A 15228-nucleotide genomic window follows, 5' to 3' on the forward strand; every position below is an offset into this window, starting at 1 on the left:
GCACCTCCTGGGTCCGCACGGGCCTCACCGCGCACTTTCCTCGCGCGCCCTCCCGTAGGGCACGGCGTTCAGCACCGTGACGCGAACCGTGGCGCCGCTGGGCGTCCGGTAGGTGCGCTGCTCTCCTTGGCGGGCACCGTTCACGGCCGTTCCCAGCGGGGAGCCCGGGGAGTAGACCTCGATCGTGCCGTGTTCGGCGCCGCGTGCGCCGAGCAGGAACGTCTCGGTCTCACCGGTGTCGTCGAAGCGGACGGTGAGCACCATGCCGGGTTCGGCGACGCCGTCGTCCGGAGGGTCCTCGCCCACGATCGCGTGGTCGAGGAGGTCGTTGATCTGACGGATTCGCGTCTCCCGGTCCCGCTGGGAGGCGAAACCCGAGTCGTCGCCGCGTGCCGGTACGAGCAGGGTCGTCAGTTCGTTGCGGAGCCGGTGGTGTGCCTGCGGTGACAGCCACACGCGTGGGGCGGTGCTCGTCATGATGCCTCCAGGGCTGGAGTGAGTGCCGTCAGGGCGGGGGTACCGCCCTGACGGCGGGGGCGTCCGTCTGAGCCGGGTTCGTCGGCCTGCGACTCGCACGGACAGGAGAGAGGTCAGTGGTGGTGCCGGCCGTCGCGGCGCAGCACGGCTTCGAAGTCGTGGGCGTAGCCGGTGGCCACGCTCATGAGGATGTCGCGCTGGACGCGGAGGAAGTCGTTCTCCTTGCGCAGCCACGCCAGTTCGGCTCGCTCGCCGTCGGTCAGCGGTGGTCCGGAGTTCTCGGTTTCCACGGGGCGGTCACCTGAGCGGGTCGAACTCGCGCAGGGCGGCGGGTTGCTTGCCGGTGGTGATCTGCTCCGCCAGCAACCGCCCGGTGACGGGACCCTGCGCCAGGCCCCACATGCCGTGCCCGCCGGCGACGTACACGCCTGGGATCCTGGTCGCGCCGATGAGCGCGCGGCCGTCCGGGGTGACCGGACGGGAACCCACCCAGACGTCGGTTCGGTCCTCCCACCGCACCCCGTCCAGCAACGGCCGCACGGAGGCGATGATCGCGTCCACCCGTGCCTCGTCCAGCGGCGCGTCCGGGTCGCGGAACTCCATGGTGCCGGCGACTCGAAGCCCGCCCTGGTAAGGCGTGCACGCCACGCGCGCCTCCGGCAGGTAGATCGGCCCGTGGACCGGCTTCCGCACGGGCACGGTGAACGAGTACCCGCGCCCGGCACGGACCGGGGTGCGGACGCCGGCTCGTGCCGCGAGGCCCGGCAGCCAGGCGCCGGTGGCCACCACCGCCGCGTCGGCGGAGATCACGTCGTCCTTCGCCCGTACGACCACTCCGGCGTTGTCCGCGCGGACGCCGACCACCACGGAAGTGCGGATCGTGGCGCCACGGGCGACCACTGCGCGGCCCAGCGCCTGGACGAACTCGCCAGGCGCGACGAAGCGCTGCCCGTCGATGCGCACACCGGCCGCGAGCGCGGACGACGCCAGCGGAACCTGATCCCGCAGGTCCGCTGTGGACAGTTCCACGTGCTCGACCGGTTGTCCCGCCGCCGCAAGACGTTCCAGTTCGCGCAGAAGCGTCCGTGCCTGCCGGGCGGACGTGAAGGCGGCGGTGAACGGGGCGTCGACGGTGGGGGCCTCGACGCCGTTGGCGGTCAGCACGTCGTAGGCCTCGATGCTCTCCTCGTTGAGGGGGAGGTTCGCCTTCGCCACCCTGCTCCACGACGACCAGCGGCAGTGGGCGGCGAAGCGCGTCAGGAACGACCACAGCCCCGGATCGGCGGTCAGCGGGATGTGCAGGGGTGCGGCCGGGTCGAACAGGGACCGCAGTCCGTAGCGCAGCACCGCCGGTTCGTTCAGCGGGATGGCGAGCCCCGGCGCGATCCACCCGGCGTTGCCCCAGGACGCGCCGGCCGCGAACCCGGTCCGGTCGACCACCGTGACCTCGACTCCGCGTTCCTGGAGGAACCACGCCGCCGCCAGGCCCACGACACCCGCACCGACCACCACCGCTGAACGCGGACCGCCGTCAAGGCGTTCCATCCCTGCCTCCTGTCATCGCTCGTCGCGACTCCAGGATGCTGCGGACACCGTCCGAACCGGTTGTTCAATCCCTACAATCAGCGGTCAGCGATTGTCGGTTTCCGACACCGTCGCCGCGAGGTCGATCGTCATCGCGACGCGTTTGGCGGGGTCGTCCAGGCCGAGGCTGGTCACGCCGGACATCTTCCGCAGCCGGTTGCGCACGGTGTTGCCGTGCACGCCGAGGCGTTCACCGGCGGCGGCCAGATCGCCCTGCGCCTCGAGCCAGGCCCGCAACGTCGCGACGTAGTCGGTGCCGTGTTCGCCGTCGTGCTTGCGCAGGTCGGCGACCGGCCCGCGGGCGGACGCCCGGCCGACCCGTGCGGCGGAGCGCAGACGCTGCAGCAGGATCTCGTCCCACGACTCGTCGTAGGCGGGCGGCGCCGTGTCCCCGGCCCGCATCTCGTGCAACGCCAGGCACTCGTCCGCCTCCTGCCGGGCCGCGGGCAGGTCCTCAGGCTCGGCGACCGCGCTGATCCCCGCCGACATGGTGACGTTCTCCGGCAGCGCCGCCCTCAGCGCCACCAGCCAGCCCCGCGCCGCGCCGACCCGCTCGCCCGGCAGGACCGTGTAGATGCTGTTGCCCGCCAGCGCACTGCGCCCGGGCCGGGACCAGCCGAATCCGGTGGTCGCCTGTTCGAAGGCCAGCAACACGGCCGCGTGCCGCTCATCTCCGACGTGCGCGCGCACCGCCACCACCCTGGCAGGCCCCGGCGGCAACCCGAGCTGGCTGATCACCGTCGCGGCGTCGGCCGTGCCCTCCAGCAGCCGGATCACCCACTCGGACTCCACCTGGCGTTCCAGGTCGGCGCTGGCCCGCAGCCGCAGCAGGTGCAACGCCACGATCCGGGCGCCATCGGTCAACGCGGTGCGCCGGGCACCCTCCAGAGGTGCCGGGCACGCCACCCAGACCGCCCCCAGCAGCTCCCGGCCCACCCGGATCGCGACCACCATCCGCCCGGTCAGGCCGCGCGCGGGTTCCCCGGCGACGAAGAGCGGCTCGTCGGACGCCAGCAGGTGCGCCCGCACACCCGCCGCGTCGAACAACTCCCGCACCCACGCGGGCACCTGCCGTCCCATGATCGTTTCGAGCCTCGCCGCGTCGGCCTCCTCCTGCGGGCCCGAGTAGGCCAGCACGCGCGACAGCGGGTCCTCGATGGTCACGGCACCACCGGTCGCGGCGGCGAGGCTGTCGGCCAGGGCGAACAGGTCCGTGGGACCGCGCCCCGACTCGGTCTCCCGCCCCTCGAGCACCAGGCCGTAGACGACCCCCGCCAGCTGGCTCCACGACAGGGCCGGATCCGCCAGCATCACCGCGACGCCCTCGGCCTCTCCCAGCGCGACGGCGTCCGCCAGGAGTTCCTCACCACCGCGGACGAGCACGACGACGGCACGCGCCGCCACCGCCGCACGCACCGCCTCGGCCACCGGCCCGGCGCCCACGGCGAGGTACACGTCGCCCACTTCGGCACGGTCGTCCGCGGCGTCGCGCAGCACCACACCGCGCAGCTCGGCCGACCGCGGCACCGGACAGCAGCACAACCGGACGCCGTACCCGCCCAGCACGTTGACCAGACGGTCCAGCCTCACCATCAGCAAGCTCCCTGTCCCAGCGCTGCCGCCACCGTAGATGCCGGGGCGGTGGGCAACACCTCCGGACGGGGGTCCCCGGATTGAACGCCGCGTCCACGGGAACACCCCGGTTCCAGATTCCATCGTCGACGAGGTGGCTGTAGATGCCGGAAGACCAGTACGCGCAGCAGGACCCGAGGGACCAGTACCCGCGTCCCGGACGGCAGGAAGGGCAGGAGCAGGAACATCCCGGCACGGGCAGCGGCATGGACCCGGAGCCGGACCACGGCGAGCTGACCTATCGCGGCAGCGGGCGCCTGGCCGACCGCAAGGCCGTGATCACCGGTGGCGACTCCGGCATCGGCCGCGCCGTGGCGCTCGCGTTCGCCCGCGAGGGGGCGGACGTGCTGCTGTCCTACCTCGAGGAGGAGCAGGCCGACGCCGAACGCACCGCGGAACTCGTCGAGAAGGCCGGTCGGCAGGCCGTTCTGGTCCCCGGCGACCTGCGCACCGAGGAGGCCTGCCGGCACGTCGCCGAGCGCGCGCAGCAGGAGTTCGGGCGGATCGACGTCCTGGTCAACAACGCGGCCTACCAGATGGCGCAGGACGACGGCCTGCTCGGCATCACGACCGACCAGTTCGACCGCGTGCTCAAGACCAACGTGTACGCGATGTTCTGGCTGTGCAAGGCCGCCGTGCCGCTGATGCGCCCCGGCGCCACCATCATCAACACCTCGTCGATCCAGGCGTTCCAGCCCTCCCCCGAGCTCCTGGACTACGCCGCCACCAAGGCCGCCATCGTCAACTTCACCAAGGCGCTGTCGGCCGACCTCATCGGCAAGGGCATCAGGGTCAACTCGGTCGCGCCCGGTCCCGTGTGGACCCCGCTGATCCCCGCGACCATGCCCGCCGAGAAGGTCGGCAGCTTCGGCGAGCAGACACCCATGGGACGCGCGGCGCAGCCGGCCGAACTCGCACCGGCGTACGTCTTCTTCGCGTCGCAGGAGTCGAGCTACGTCACCGGCGAGGTGCTCGGTGTCACCGGCGGCCAGCCGCTGACCTGACGACCCCACATCCGACACCGAGGAGGCGCGATGACCATCAACGACGACGACCTGCGGCGGTTGCTCGACTCGGACCTGCCCGACGCCGCGCTCGTGCTCGTCGAGGGCAGGGCCGAGGTGGTGGCGGCGCGGGACCTCGACACCGACGAGTTCCGCGGAGCGCTGCAGGTGACGACGCGCGAGGACCTCCGCTCCCGCTTCGCCGGTCCTCATGTCAGCGGACCCGAGCTCAGGTGGATCGCCGCGACGCTCGGCTCCACCGTGGACAACCTGGGCGGCTGACGTGAGCTCGTCCCAGCGCGGCATGCCCTCCGTGGCGGCGTCGAGCACGTGGCGCGACGAGGACGGCGTCCGGCAACCCGCCGGTGACGTCCACGCCTGGTGGCCCGGCACGAACCAGACGCTCTGCGGCACGCCGCTGAGCCGCGCCCGGCTGGACCGGTTCCAGCACGTGCTGTGGGCGGACGCGGTGTGGGTGGAGGGAACCGCCGAACCCGGCGCGCCGGTCATGGCGCTGTGCCACCGGTGCGCCGCGGCCTCACGTCCGCGGCGCACCGCCGACGGTCGCGGCCGTCGGACGGCTCGGCGCGCCTGACCGGCGCCGGCGCCGGCGCCGGCAACAGACCCGAGCATGATGGGGACATGACTGAACCGGACTACACCGAGGACGGCGTGCCGACGTTCGACTTCGTCCGAGACAAGATCGAGGGCCGGCACCTCACCACCGAGGCCACCGCCGAACTGGTCGGCGACCCGCAGAACACCCAGGACCAGTTCGACCAGCGCGAAGAGGCGGGCCGGGACCGCCTGGAGGAGATCCGCCGGTCGCTGCGCGGCGAGTGACGCGAAGCCCGGAGATGATCACCGTGTGGTCCACACCTTCTCGCGGTCGCGCTTCATCGGCGGGATCTTGAAGTTCGCGTACGAGTACTTGCCGGTGATCGCACCGCCGGCGTCGAAGTGGAAGACGTCCATCCCCTGCCAGACCATCCGGGAGCCGTACCGCAGAAGCCCGAGCAGCCTCAGGAGCGGGTAGACGCCACGGGCACGCGGCCCGGAGATGTCGATCCGGCACGCCCAGCGGATCGCCGCGCGGCGACCGGACTCGTCGACCAGCTTGTCGTGGACGTCGAAGCGCATCGCGCCGTACCTGCCGGCGAACTGGGGCGCGAACTCCGCACGGATGGCGGCCCTGCCCTGGTGCTTCGCGCCGTCGCCGGGCTCGTACTCGGCGTCGTCGGCGAAGAACTCCATGACGCGGTCGAGGTCGTTGTCGTTGAAGGCCTCGACGAACTCGTCGACCGTCGTGGACAGGGAGCGGGGGTGCTGCGTCATGGAGCGTGACCTTCCCGAGCGGTGGTGGCGTGGTGGCACACACTAAAGGAACACCGTTCTTTTAACCTAAAGGGCCTGGTAGGATGCTTGTCGTATGGACGCGTCGTTCCGCCGGGCACGGCACCCGGAGCAGAAGGAGCAGCGGCGGGAGGCGATCCTCGCCGCCGCCCGCGACCTCGCCCTCGACGTCGGCGTGGCCCGGGTCAGCCTCGGTGACATCGCGACCGCCGTCGGGCTCGTGAAGTCCAACGTGCTGCGGTACTTCGGCACCCGCGAGGAGATCTACCTGCAGCTCACCATGAGCAACGGCACCGACTGGGCCGAGGCGGCGGGCGACCGGCTGGCGGCCGCGTCGGGCATCGACCAGATGGCCGCCGCGCTCGCGGACTCCTTCGCCGAACGGCCGCTGTACTGCGACCTGGTCAGCCACGCGGAGACGATGCTGGAGCACAACGTCTCGCTCGAGGTCCTGCACACCTACAAGCTGTGGGCGATCGGCATGTACGCACGGGTCGGTGAGCAGATCGTCGCCGCCTGCCCGGAGCTGTCGGGACGGGAGGGCGCCTCCGTGGTCTTCGCCGCCGGGGCGTTCGTCGGCCGGCTCCACCCGATCACCCGGCCGCCGGCCACGCTGGCCGAGCTCTACGCCAGGGAGCCCGCGATCGCGGCCGTGTTCCCGCCGTTCCGCCCGGCGCTGCGGCGCTTCATCGCCGCGACCGCCGCGGGCCTGCCTGCCGTTCGAGGCGAATCACCGTAGCGACGAGTTGTCCCTGCAGTTCAACAGTGTTCAATCAACGTGGATTGATGTAGTTTCGGGCGCGTGACCACCGACCGCCGAACTGCGGGGGCGCCGCCGTTCCTCCGCCTCGCCGGGGAGCCGCTGCGCTGGGACCTGCTGCGCGAGCTGGCCCGGAGCGACCAGCGGGTCGGTGATCTGGTCACCGCCGTGGGCCAGCCGCAGAACCTGGTGTCCTACCACCTGCGCAAGCTGCGTTCCGGCGGCTTGGTCACCGGTCGCCGCAGCTCCGCCGACGGCCGTGACACCTACTACCGCCTCGACCTCGGCCGCTGCGCGGAACTGCTCGCCGGCACGGGGAAGGGCCTGCACCCGGCCTTGGAGCTCCTTCCACCGCCACCGCCGCCGGAAGGAGCGGTCCGCGGCAGGGTCCTGTTCCTGTGCACCGGCAACAGCGCTCGTTCCCAGATGGCCGAAGCGCTCCTGCGCCGCCGCGCGCCGCAGGTCGAGGTCATGAGTGCGGGCAGCCATCCGAAACCGCTGCACCCGAACGCCGTCGCGGTGATGCGCGAGTACGGCATCGACCTGTCCGGGCATCGCGGCAAACACCTCGGCGAGTTCGCCGGGCAGCGCTTCGACCACGTCATCAGCCTCTGCGACAAGGTCAGGGAGGTGTGCCCGGAGTTCCCCGGCCATCCCGGCCCCGTGCACTGGAGCATGCCCGACCCGTCCGCGGCGGGTGACACCCCCGAGGCCTGTCACGCCGCCTTCAGCCGCGCGGCGGAGGAGCTGTCGACCCGAATCGGGTTCCTGCTGCAGAACCTCGCCCACTCCCAGGAGACACGATCATGACCGAGGACTTCGCGCACGTGCGCTACCTGGTCGACGACGTCCAGGCCGCCATCGACTTCTACACCGCTCATCTCGGGTTCACCCTGCGCTCGTCGGCGGCTCCGGCCTTCGCCGATGTCGTGCGCGGGCCGTTGCGACTGTTGCTGTCCGGCCCGGCGAGCTCCGGCGGGCGTCCCATGCCGGACGGTGAGGTCCCCCGGGCAGGGGGCTGGAACCGGATTCACCTGGTCGTGGACGACCTGGACGCCGAGATCGACCGGCTGCGCCAGGCCGGGGTCCGCTTCCGCAACGACGTCGTCACCGGGCCCGGCGGCAGTCAGGTCCTGCTGGTCGATCCCGCCGGCAACTTCGTCGAACTCTTCGAGCCGCGCCGGTGACCGCACCGCGGCTGGCCCGGCGACTGGGCACGAGGGACGCGGTGGTCATCGGCCTCGGCTCGATGATCGGCGCCGGGGTCTTCGCCGCCTTCGGCCCCGCCGCGCGGGCCGCCGGAACGGGGTTGCTGATCGGCCTGGTGATCGCGGCCGTCATCGCCTACTGCAACGCCACCGCCTCCGCGCAGCTCGCCGCGACCTACCCGACGTCCGGCGGCACCTACGTCTACGGCCGCGAACAGCTCGGCCACTGGTGGGGGTTCACCGCGGGCTGGGGCTTCGTCGTCGGCAAGACCGCGTCCTGCGCCGCGATGGCACTCACGTTCGCCACCTACGCCGTCCCCGGCCCGTGGTGGGCACAACGGCTCGTCGCCGTGGCGGGGGTGATCGGTCTCGCGGCGCTCAACTACCGCGGTGTCACCAGAACCGCCGCCCTCACCCGCGTCCTCGTCACCGCCACGCTGGTCGCCCTCGCGACCATCGTCGCCGGCATCGCGGCCGGAGGCGGGGCGAACACCGGCAACCTCGGCGGCTGGCACGCCCTGGGCACGGGCGGGATCTACGGCACGCTGCAGGCCGCCGGGCTGCTCTTCTTCGCCTTCGCGGGGTTCGCCCGCATCGCGACCATGGGCGAGGAGGTCCGCGACCCGCAGCGCACCATCCCGCGTGCCATCCCGATCGCCCTGGGCATCACGGTGGTGGTCTACGTCCTCGTCGGCGGTGCCGCGCTGCTCGCCGCGGGTCCCGACCGCCTCGCCGCCGCCACGGCGCCGCTGACCGAGGCCGTCACGGCGGCCGGTTCACCCGGTCTGGCCCCGGTCGTTCGCGTCGGCGGGGCGCTGGCCAGTCTCGGCGCGCTCCTGGCGCTCATCGCCGGCGTCGGCCGGACCACCCTGGCCATGGCCCGCAACCACGACCTGCCCCACTGGCTGGCCGCCGTCCATCCCCGGCACCAGGTGCCCCACCACGCCGAGATCGCGCTCGCGGTCGTCGTCGGTGTTCTCGTGTTCACCACCGACCTGCGGTCCGTGATCGGGTTCTCGTCGTTCGGCGTGCTGGTCTACTACCTCGTCGCCAACCTCTCCGCCGCGCGCCAGCCGGACGAGCAACGCCGCTGGCCCCGCGCGCTCAACGTCCTCGGTGCCGCCGGCTGCGTCACGCTCGTCGCGACCCTGCCCCCGTCCTCCGTGATCACCGGACTGGTGATGTTCGCCGTGGGTCTTCTGGGGCGGCTGTTCGTGCTGCGGGCGCGTCAACGGCGGGCCGAGTAGCCGGCGAGCGCGGCCGTGGTGTGGGCGACGATCTCGTCCTGGGCTTCGGCGCGGGAGACGGTCGGCACACCGTCGCCCGGTTGGTCGCCGTAGTCGCCGAAGAACGCGTGCACGGCCCCCGGAACCTGTTCGAACCGCGTGTCCGCCGGCAGGAGTTCGCGCGACTCGGCGATGTCCTGCGGTGTCGTGAAGCCGTCTCGCTCGCCGTGGATCGACCACGCGTCGAGCCCGCCGCGGCCTGACAGGTCGTCGACCGGGTAGGACGCCCACAGCACCAGACCTCGTACCGACGTGTCCGCGAGGACGTCACGTGCCGCCGCCACGCCTCCCAAGGAGTGCCCGCCGACCGCCCAGACCGGCACCTCGGGGTGCTCGGCGCGCAGTGCCGCGGTGTCACCGCTCAGCAGTGCGATGTTCAGCGGTTCCTTCACGACCACCACGAGGAATCCCTGCGCGGCGACGCGGCGCAGCAGCGGGAGGTACGCGCGGTAGTCCACCCTGGCACCGGGGTGGAACACCAGACCGGCGCGCGCCGGGCCGTCCGGGCGCAGCACCGTCGCGCTGTCGCTGCCCTTGGTGGCCCCGAACGGCTGGAGGTACAGCAGCGGCGCGAGCAGGACGACCGTGGACGCCACCACCAGCCACGACGGGGTCCGCCGCCACAACGCGAGCGCGACGGTCCCACCGGTGACCGCGCCCAGCAGCACCAGGTGGGCGGGATGTCCCGCGGTCAAAGGACCCCACCCGGCGATCAGGAGGACGAGCGGAACGCCGATGCCGGCCGCGGCCGCCACGCGCTTCGGCCACGCATTGCTCAGCATGCTGAACATTATGCGGACGCTCGGTGCTCTGGACAAAACAGCCGTGCCGCCCGTCATGCAAGGTGCGGTCGCCGGTGCTTGGCTGGGAAGGTGCCCCAGAGAAGCGTCTCCGCCACCCGGATCGTGCACGCGCCCGCCGCGCGCATCTTCGACCTGCTGGCCGACCCGTCGAAGCACCCGCTGATCGACGGGTCCGGCTCCGTCCGGGCGCCGCGGCCGGGCGCGCCCGAGAGGCTGGCGCCCGGATCCGCGTTCGGCATGGACATGAAGATCGGCCTGGCGTACCGGATCGAGAACACGGTGGTCGAGTTCGAAGAGGACCGGCTGATCGCGTGGCGCCACTTCAACGGCCACCGCTGGCGCTGGCGGCTCACACCGCTCGCCGACGGCACGACGAAGGTCACGGAGACGTTCGACTGGTCGACCGCCCGTGTTCCCCTGTTCTTCGACCTCTCCCCCATCCCGAAGCGCAACCTGGCGGGGATGGAACGGTCCCTGGAGCGGCTGCACGCGCTCTTCGGCTCGAACGCCTGACAACTCGGGACGAAGCCTTGGCCCGTCAACGCTCCAGCACCTCCAGCAGCCGTGCGGCACCCCGGTCAGGACCGGCGGCTCGCACGGCGTCGCGCAACCCCGCGAACGGTTCTGGTTCCTCCAGCAACGAGCGCAACGCCTTCGTCACGTCCTCGGGCGCGGCGGCGCTGGGATCGAGGCACACACCCGCGCCCGCCCGCTCGGCGTCGTGGGCGATGCAGAACTGGTCACTGGAGAACGGCAGCACCACCGCGGGAACCCCCGCCTGGAGGCATTCCGTGAAGGAGTTGTTGCCACCGTGGTGAACCATCGCGGCGACGTGCGGCAGCAACGCGCGCTGCGGAACGACGGATTCCAGCACCACACGCGGATCGGCGGCCAGGTCGGCGAGTTCGGGCACCCGGCCACCAGCGGCGACCACCACGGTCACGTCGGGAACGCGCAAGGCTCCGCGGACGATGGTGCGCAGAACGTCGTGGCGTGCCGACAAGAACGTGCCGAGCGCGACGAGGACCACCCGCCGGCCGCGCACGCGGTCGAGCCACGTGTCGTCGAGGGGTTCGGAAGTGGTGCAGTGGCCGAGGAAGATCTGCTCCTGGCGTGCCGGCAACGGTGGCAGCCACGGCAGTTCCGGGTAGTTCACGACGGCGGCGTGGGAGGAGGTCATGGCGAACGCGCGAGGCGGCATCGGCCGCCGCGGGGCGAAGTCCCGCAAGAACTTCGTGAACGCGGCGGTGAGAGCGCGATCGGTGAGCCGCACCTCCGCGGCCAGTTCCGCGAGTTCCTCCGGTGACGGGCGCACCGCGGACGGCCACGCCTGCGGCAGTCCGAAGAACTGGTCGTCCCGTGCGACCAGGTAGGTGGGGTGCCCGGTGACGTAGGACACGAACGGCAGATCGAGCGCGTGCAAGGCAAGTGTTGTGGCGTAGTCGATCTGGTCCACGACGTACCAGTCCGGCCGCAGACGGTCCCGCAGCGCACGAAGAGTGCGCAGCACCTGGTCCGGCGCGGCCAGCGGGTCCGCCCTGCGCCGCCGCGTCTGCGTCAGCAGGGCCGCCGCCGCACCACCTTTGGTGGCCTCGAGGAAGTCGTTGAGGTCACGGGTCGAGCGCGCGTCCTGCTCGGTCCCCTCCGCGACGCCGCTGTTCGAGTCGCGCGTGGTTCTCAGGTCCGCGAAAGGAACATCGGGCGCGAGATCGGCGAACTCCGCGCCGCAGGCGAACGTCACCTCCCGCGCTCCCGCCGAGTTCAGGGCGGTGGCGAACACCGACATGGGCTGGGCGTGCGAGCGGAACGGCGGACTGACGACGACGAATCCCGGCACCGGGCTCCTCCTTGTTGCTGTGGCTGAGAAGTCGTTCGATCCGAGCGGGCCGTTCGGTTCGAACACCAGAGGTGCGGACACATCACGAGGTACAGCGAGCACTGGAATCCCGGCAGGCCGAGCCCGCGGTGGCGAGCCCTCACGCGCTGGTCGCGGCCCTTGTACACGACCCTCGTCCGATCACCTTCTCCCTGACCTGCGAACGACTTCCGGCGACCGTGCGCACGCACGGCCGTGACGCGACGACCGCCGAGCTCCGCCGGGCGATCCTGTCCACACAGGACCGCGCCGTCACCACGTGGTTGCTCGACGCGGCCACGCTGCACCGGCTCACGCCGCTCGACCCCGGCGAGGCCTGCGCGATCGCCACGGGACCGGTGCTGTGGCGCTACCTGGACGCGCTCGGCGAACCGGTCGACGCCGATCCCGGCTCCCCCTATGAAAAGCTGATGCTCGACGTTCTGCACGACGACATCGCTCTGCCCGTGGCCACCCCCGCCACCGGGCCGACGGTCGCCCAGTCGATGCTCATCGGTGGAACGGCCCGGCCGGGAGAGGGCGCGAGCGGTGGGCTCACCGTGTTCCTCGCCTCCCTGGCCGGCGCACTGGTGCGGCGCCAGGACATCGGCCGTGTGGTCACGGTGGTGCTCGCACCGGAGCCGACCGCTGTGACCGTGCGGAAGGACCCCGAGCTCGACCACTGGACGGTGCACGTGCCCGTCGACTCCCCTGTCGCACCGGCCCAGCCGGACATGGCACGTCATCGGGCGGGGATCACGTGGTGGCTCACAAGACTTCTGCGGCAGTGCGGTCTGTCACCGGACGTCGTGCACGTCCGTTACTCCGACGACGGGTCCCTCGCGGTGGCCGACGCCGCCCGGCTGCTCGGCGCGAAGCTCGTGTTCACCGTCACCCCCGACCCGCACCGGCACCTGGCCGAACGGCACCTGGAGGACACCGCGGACCTCGCCGCGATGAGGTTCGACCTGCACCGCGTGCACGTCGCCGACCACCTGGTCGAACGCGCGGACCAGGTGATCACCATCGGCGGCAGGCAGGACGAGGTGCTGGCGCACTTCCCCCGCCTCGACCCGGCGGCGCTGTGCGCGCTGGAAGAAGGCATCGCGCCGTCTCCGGCCCCCACCGGACGGGCGCTGGTGCGGGAGTTGTTCGCACCGGCGGTGCTCCCCCGGCTCGACGCCTCCGCCGAGGGTCTGCCCGTCCTGCTCAACGTGGGGCGGCTGCACCCCATGAAGCAGCAACCGTTGCTGGTGCGCGCCTGGCTGGAGGCGGGTCTGCACCGCTCGACCGCACTGGTGATCATTGGTGGCTCTTCTACGGCCCGGACACCGGACGAGCAGGCGGTGCTCGACGAAGTGCTGGAGTTGTCCCGTTCCGCGCCCTCGGCACGCGGACGGCTCGCGGTCCTGTCCGCCTGGTCGAACCACGACATCAGGAGGCTGCAACACGAACTGGCGGCCACGCCGCCGTCCTCCGGCGCACCGCACGTCTACGCCTGTGCCAGTGCCAAGGAGGAGTTCGGCATCGCGGTGCTGGAGGCGATGGAGGCCGGGCTGCTCGCGGTCGGACCACAGCGCGGGGGCCTGCGCTGCTACATCGACCAGGGCCGCAACGGTTTCCTGATCGACACCTCGACCTCACGGTCGCTGGGCGAGGGCCTGGCACAGGCGGCCGGCCTCGGCCCGGCGACCGCGCGGATCGCGGCGGCCGGGCAGAGGACCGTGCGTGAGAGGTTCCACATCGACGCCGTCGCGGACCCGTTCGCAGCGCTCTACCGCCGGTTGTCGGTCACACCGTCATCCTGAGGGGACCGCGGTGACGATGACGTTGTCCACATAGGAACGTGCCGCGCCGTCGAACTGCCCGCCGCAGGTGAAGAGGGTCAGGCGGGCCGAGCCCTCGGCGGAGAAGTACGGCGTCAGGTCCAGGCCCTTCTTGGGCACCTGTTCCTTCGCCACCACCCGGAACGCCCGCGTGGTGCCGTCCTCCCCCACGACGGAGACCTGATCTCCCGCGACCAGGTCGCCGAGCCGGTAGAAGGCACCCGGCCCGGACCTGGCGTCGTCCACGTGTCCCCCGACCACCACGGAACCGGCGGGCTCACCGAGCCCGGCCCCGAAGCGGTACCAGCCGACCTCGTCGACGCTGGGAGGCACGGAGAACTCGCCGTTGCCGTCCACACCGGCCGGGACGACGCGGGCGGTGAGGCCGATCGCCGGGATGGCCAGCCGAACCGGTTGCACCGCCGCGCGGGCGGGTGCCGGTCCCTGCCGCACCGGAACGGACGGAACCGTGGTGACCGGCGGGGCCGGGCTCGTGGTCGCGAGCCCCTGGACGACGTCCTCGCCGAAGGTTCCGGAGTTCGGACCCGCGCACGAGGAGATGAGCGCGACGAGGACCATCCCGACCACAAGCCCGGCCCAGCGCCTCACCGCGATCCGCGCCTCACCACGCGGCGGGTGACGAAGGCGAATCCACCCAGCGCCACGCCCGCGAGGACCAGCAGGAAGATCGACCCGAGGCCGTCGGAGACCGGGCCACGGCCGGCGGGCATGCCGGTCGGTGCGCCCGCGAGACCGGAGATGGTCTGCGCGGCGAGTCCGAGCGTCTTGCCCTCGGCGGACCCGACGGCGTACACGATCGTCGAGGTGCCGGCCTTGAGGCCGACGTCCTTCGGGCCGATCGCGACGGTGCTGGTGCCCGCCAGCACGACGTCGGCGTTCACGGTGCCGACCGGGAGGTCGGCCTTCACCTCGTTCGGGTTGGTCAGCGCGGAGAAGACGGGCTTGCCGCCCGCTCGCACGTCCACCGCGGGTGCGGCGGCGAGGTGGCGGACCACCAGGCGCGCCTTGCCCGCGGCGATCATCGCGGTGTCGTTGGCGAACGCGGTGAGGACCGGTTTGCCGGCCGCGTCGAGGTGCGCGGCGACGGAGAGGTTCTTCCCGGCCGGGACGGCGAGCGACTTGTTCTGCAGGAGGGCACTGGTGACGGCCTCACCCGGTTTGGTGAGCGCCACGTCGTAAGTGCCCGCGGCGAGTTCCAGCGGCCCTGCGACGGTCGAGGGCTGGAAGTTCTCCACCGTCTTCTTGCCGTTGACGTACACGTCGACGGGCTGCCCGGGAATCCCGTGCACCACCGAGACCTGCGAAGCCTGCTGAGCGAAAGCGGGAGAGGCGATGCCTGCCGTGGACGCCACCACCACGGCGGCGACGGAGGCGATGCGGATCAGCCGACTGCTCACGGTTGTTCCCTTCGTCGAGAAC

The 15228-nt window shown here is 71.9% G+C and carries 19 protein-coding genes; 10 read left to right on the forward strand and 9 right to left on the reverse strand.

Annotated features, from left to right (window positions below; translation table 11 throughout):
* Positions 1–24: 24 nt before the first annotated feature.
* The 4 genes from LX88_RS23430 to LX88_RS23445 form a co-directional block, all read right to left on the reverse strand.
* Complete coding sequence (locus tag LX88_RS23430; protein ID WP_258949951.1) at positions 25–477, reverse strand: GreA/GreB family elongation factor; 453 nt, start codon at positions 475–477, stop codon at positions 25–27.
* Positions 478–590: 113 nt separating this feature from the next.
* The gene (locus LX88_RS23435; RefSeq protein WP_258949952.1) at positions 591–767 is read right to left on the reverse strand and encodes a hypothetical protein; all 177 of its coding nucleotides are present in this window, start codon (positions 765–767) and stop codon (positions 591–593) included.
* Positions 768–774: 7 nt separating this feature from the next.
* The gene (locus LX88_RS23440) at positions 775–2022 is read right to left on the reverse strand and encodes an NAD(P)/FAD-dependent oxidoreductase (RefSeq protein ID WP_258949953.1); all 1248 of its coding nucleotides are present in this window, start codon (positions 2020–2022) and stop codon (positions 775–777) included.
* A gap of 84 nt (positions 2023–2106) precedes the next feature.
* A complete protein-coding gene (locus tag LX88_RS23445) occupies positions 2107–3654 on the reverse strand; it encodes a PucR family transcriptional regulator (protein ID WP_258949954.1) in 1548 nt (515 codons plus the stop codon).
* Positions 3655–3797: 143 nt separating this feature from the next.
* Here LX88_RS23445 and LX88_RS23450 point away from each other — a divergent pair, with 143 nt between their 5' ends.
* The 4 genes from LX88_RS23450 to LX88_RS23465 are packed head-to-tail and all read left to right on the forward strand — an operon-like array spanning position 3798 to position 5540.
* A complete protein-coding gene (locus tag LX88_RS23450) occupies positions 3798–4697 on the forward strand; it encodes an SDR family oxidoreductase (RefSeq protein WP_307790889.1) in 900 nt (299 codons plus the stop codon).
* 30 nt (positions 4698–4727) lie between these two features.
* Entirely contained in the window at positions 4728–4979 is a 252-nt protein-coding gene (locus LX88_RS23455; RefSeq protein ID WP_258949955.1) for a hypothetical protein, read from the forward strand.
* Position 4980: 1 nt separating this feature from the next.
* The gene (locus LX88_RS23460; RefSeq protein WP_258949956.1) at positions 4981–5292 is read left to right on the forward strand and encodes a hypothetical protein; all 312 of its coding nucleotides are present in this window, start codon (positions 4981–4983) and stop codon (positions 5290–5292) included.
* A 47-nt stretch (positions 5293–5339) separates the two neighbouring features.
* Complete coding sequence (locus LX88_RS23465) at positions 5340–5540, forward strand: hypothetical protein (protein WP_258949957.1); 201 nt, start codon at positions 5340–5342, stop codon at positions 5538–5540.
* An 18-nt stretch (positions 5541–5558) separates the two neighbouring features.
* On the opposite strand, the gene LX88_RS23470 is transcribed toward LX88_RS23465, so the two are convergent.
* Positions 5559–6032, reverse strand: a complete 474-nt coding sequence (locus tag LX88_RS23470; RefSeq protein ID WP_258949958.1) for a YybH family protein — start codon at positions 6030–6032, stop codon at positions 5559–5561.
* Between the two features lie 94 nt (positions 6033–6126).
* Between LX88_RS23470 and LX88_RS23475 the strand changes: the two genes are divergently transcribed.
* The 4 genes from LX88_RS23475 to LX88_RS23490 all read left to right on the forward strand — a co-directional run bounded on the left by LX88_RS23475 (position 6127) and on the right by LX88_RS23490 (position 9265).
* Entirely contained in the window at positions 6127–6789 is a 663-nt protein-coding gene (locus LX88_RS23475) for a TetR/AcrR family transcriptional regulator (protein ID WP_258949959.1), read from the forward strand.
* Between the two features lie 63 nt (positions 6790–6852).
* Positions 6853–7620, forward strand: a complete 768-nt coding sequence (locus LX88_RS23480; protein ID WP_258949960.1) for an arsenate reductase/protein-tyrosine-phosphatase family protein — start codon at positions 6853–6855, stop codon at positions 7618–7620.
* Entirely contained in the window at positions 7617–7997 is a 381-nt protein-coding gene (locus tag LX88_RS23485; RefSeq protein WP_258949961.1) for a VOC family protein, read from the forward strand. The genes LX88_RS23480 and LX88_RS23485 overlap by 4 nt, the downstream gene beginning before the upstream one ends.
* A complete protein-coding gene (locus LX88_RS23490; RefSeq protein WP_258949962.1) occupies positions 7994–9265 on the forward strand; it encodes an APC family permease in 1272 nt (423 codons plus the stop codon). Before LX88_RS23485 ends, LX88_RS23490 begins: the two co-directional genes overlap by 4 nt.
* Here the strand turns inward: LX88_RS23490 and LX88_RS23495 are convergent.
* Positions 9247–10086, reverse strand: coding sequence for an alpha/beta hydrolase (locus tag LX88_RS23495; protein ID WP_258949963.1), 840 nt, complete (start codon positions 10084–10086; stop codon positions 9247–9249). The genes LX88_RS23490 and LX88_RS23495 overlap by 19 nt on opposite strands.
* A gap of 90 nt (positions 10087–10176) precedes the next feature.
* On the opposite strand from LX88_RS23495, the gene LX88_RS23500 reads away from it, so the two are divergent.
* Positions 10177–10620, forward strand: coding sequence for an SRPBCC family protein (locus LX88_RS23500; RefSeq protein WP_258949964.1), 444 nt, complete (start codon positions 10177–10179; stop codon positions 10618–10620).
* A 25-nt stretch (positions 10621–10645) separates the two neighbouring features.
* Here LX88_RS23500 and LX88_RS23505 read toward each other — a convergent pair whose 3' ends face one another.
* Complete coding sequence (locus tag LX88_RS23505) at positions 10646–11944, reverse strand: glycosyltransferase (protein WP_258949965.1); 1299 nt, start codon at positions 11942–11944, stop codon at positions 10646–10648.
* A 128-nt stretch (positions 11945–12072) separates the two neighbouring features.
* Between LX88_RS23505 and LX88_RS23510 the strand changes: the two genes are divergently transcribed.
* Positions 12073–13770, forward strand: a complete 1698-nt coding sequence (locus tag LX88_RS23510) for a glycosyltransferase family 4 protein (protein ID WP_258949966.1) — start codon at positions 12073–12075, stop codon at positions 13768–13770.
* Here the strand turns inward: LX88_RS23510 and LX88_RS23515 are convergent.
* Together LX88_RS23515 and LX88_RS23520 are read right to left on the reverse strand one after the other, a co-directional pair.
* Positions 13762–14397, reverse strand: coding sequence for a class F sortase (locus tag LX88_RS23515; protein ID WP_258949967.1), 636 nt, complete (start codon positions 14395–14397; stop codon positions 13762–13764). The genes LX88_RS23510 and LX88_RS23515 overlap by 9 nt on opposite strands.
* Positions 14394–15206 (reverse strand): DUF4397 domain-containing protein, encoded by an 813-nt coding sequence (locus LX88_RS23520; protein ID WP_258949968.1) that lies wholly within the window; start codon positions 15204–15206, stop codon positions 14394–14396. The genes LX88_RS23515 and LX88_RS23520 overlap by 4 nt, the downstream gene beginning before the upstream one ends.
* Positions 15207–15228: the final 22 nt, after the last annotated feature.

This window comes from Lentzea californiensis, from assembly GCF_024648825.1.
Lineage (GTDB): Bacteria > Actinomycetota > Actinomycetes > Mycobacteriales > Pseudonocardiaceae > Lentzea > Lentzea californiensis.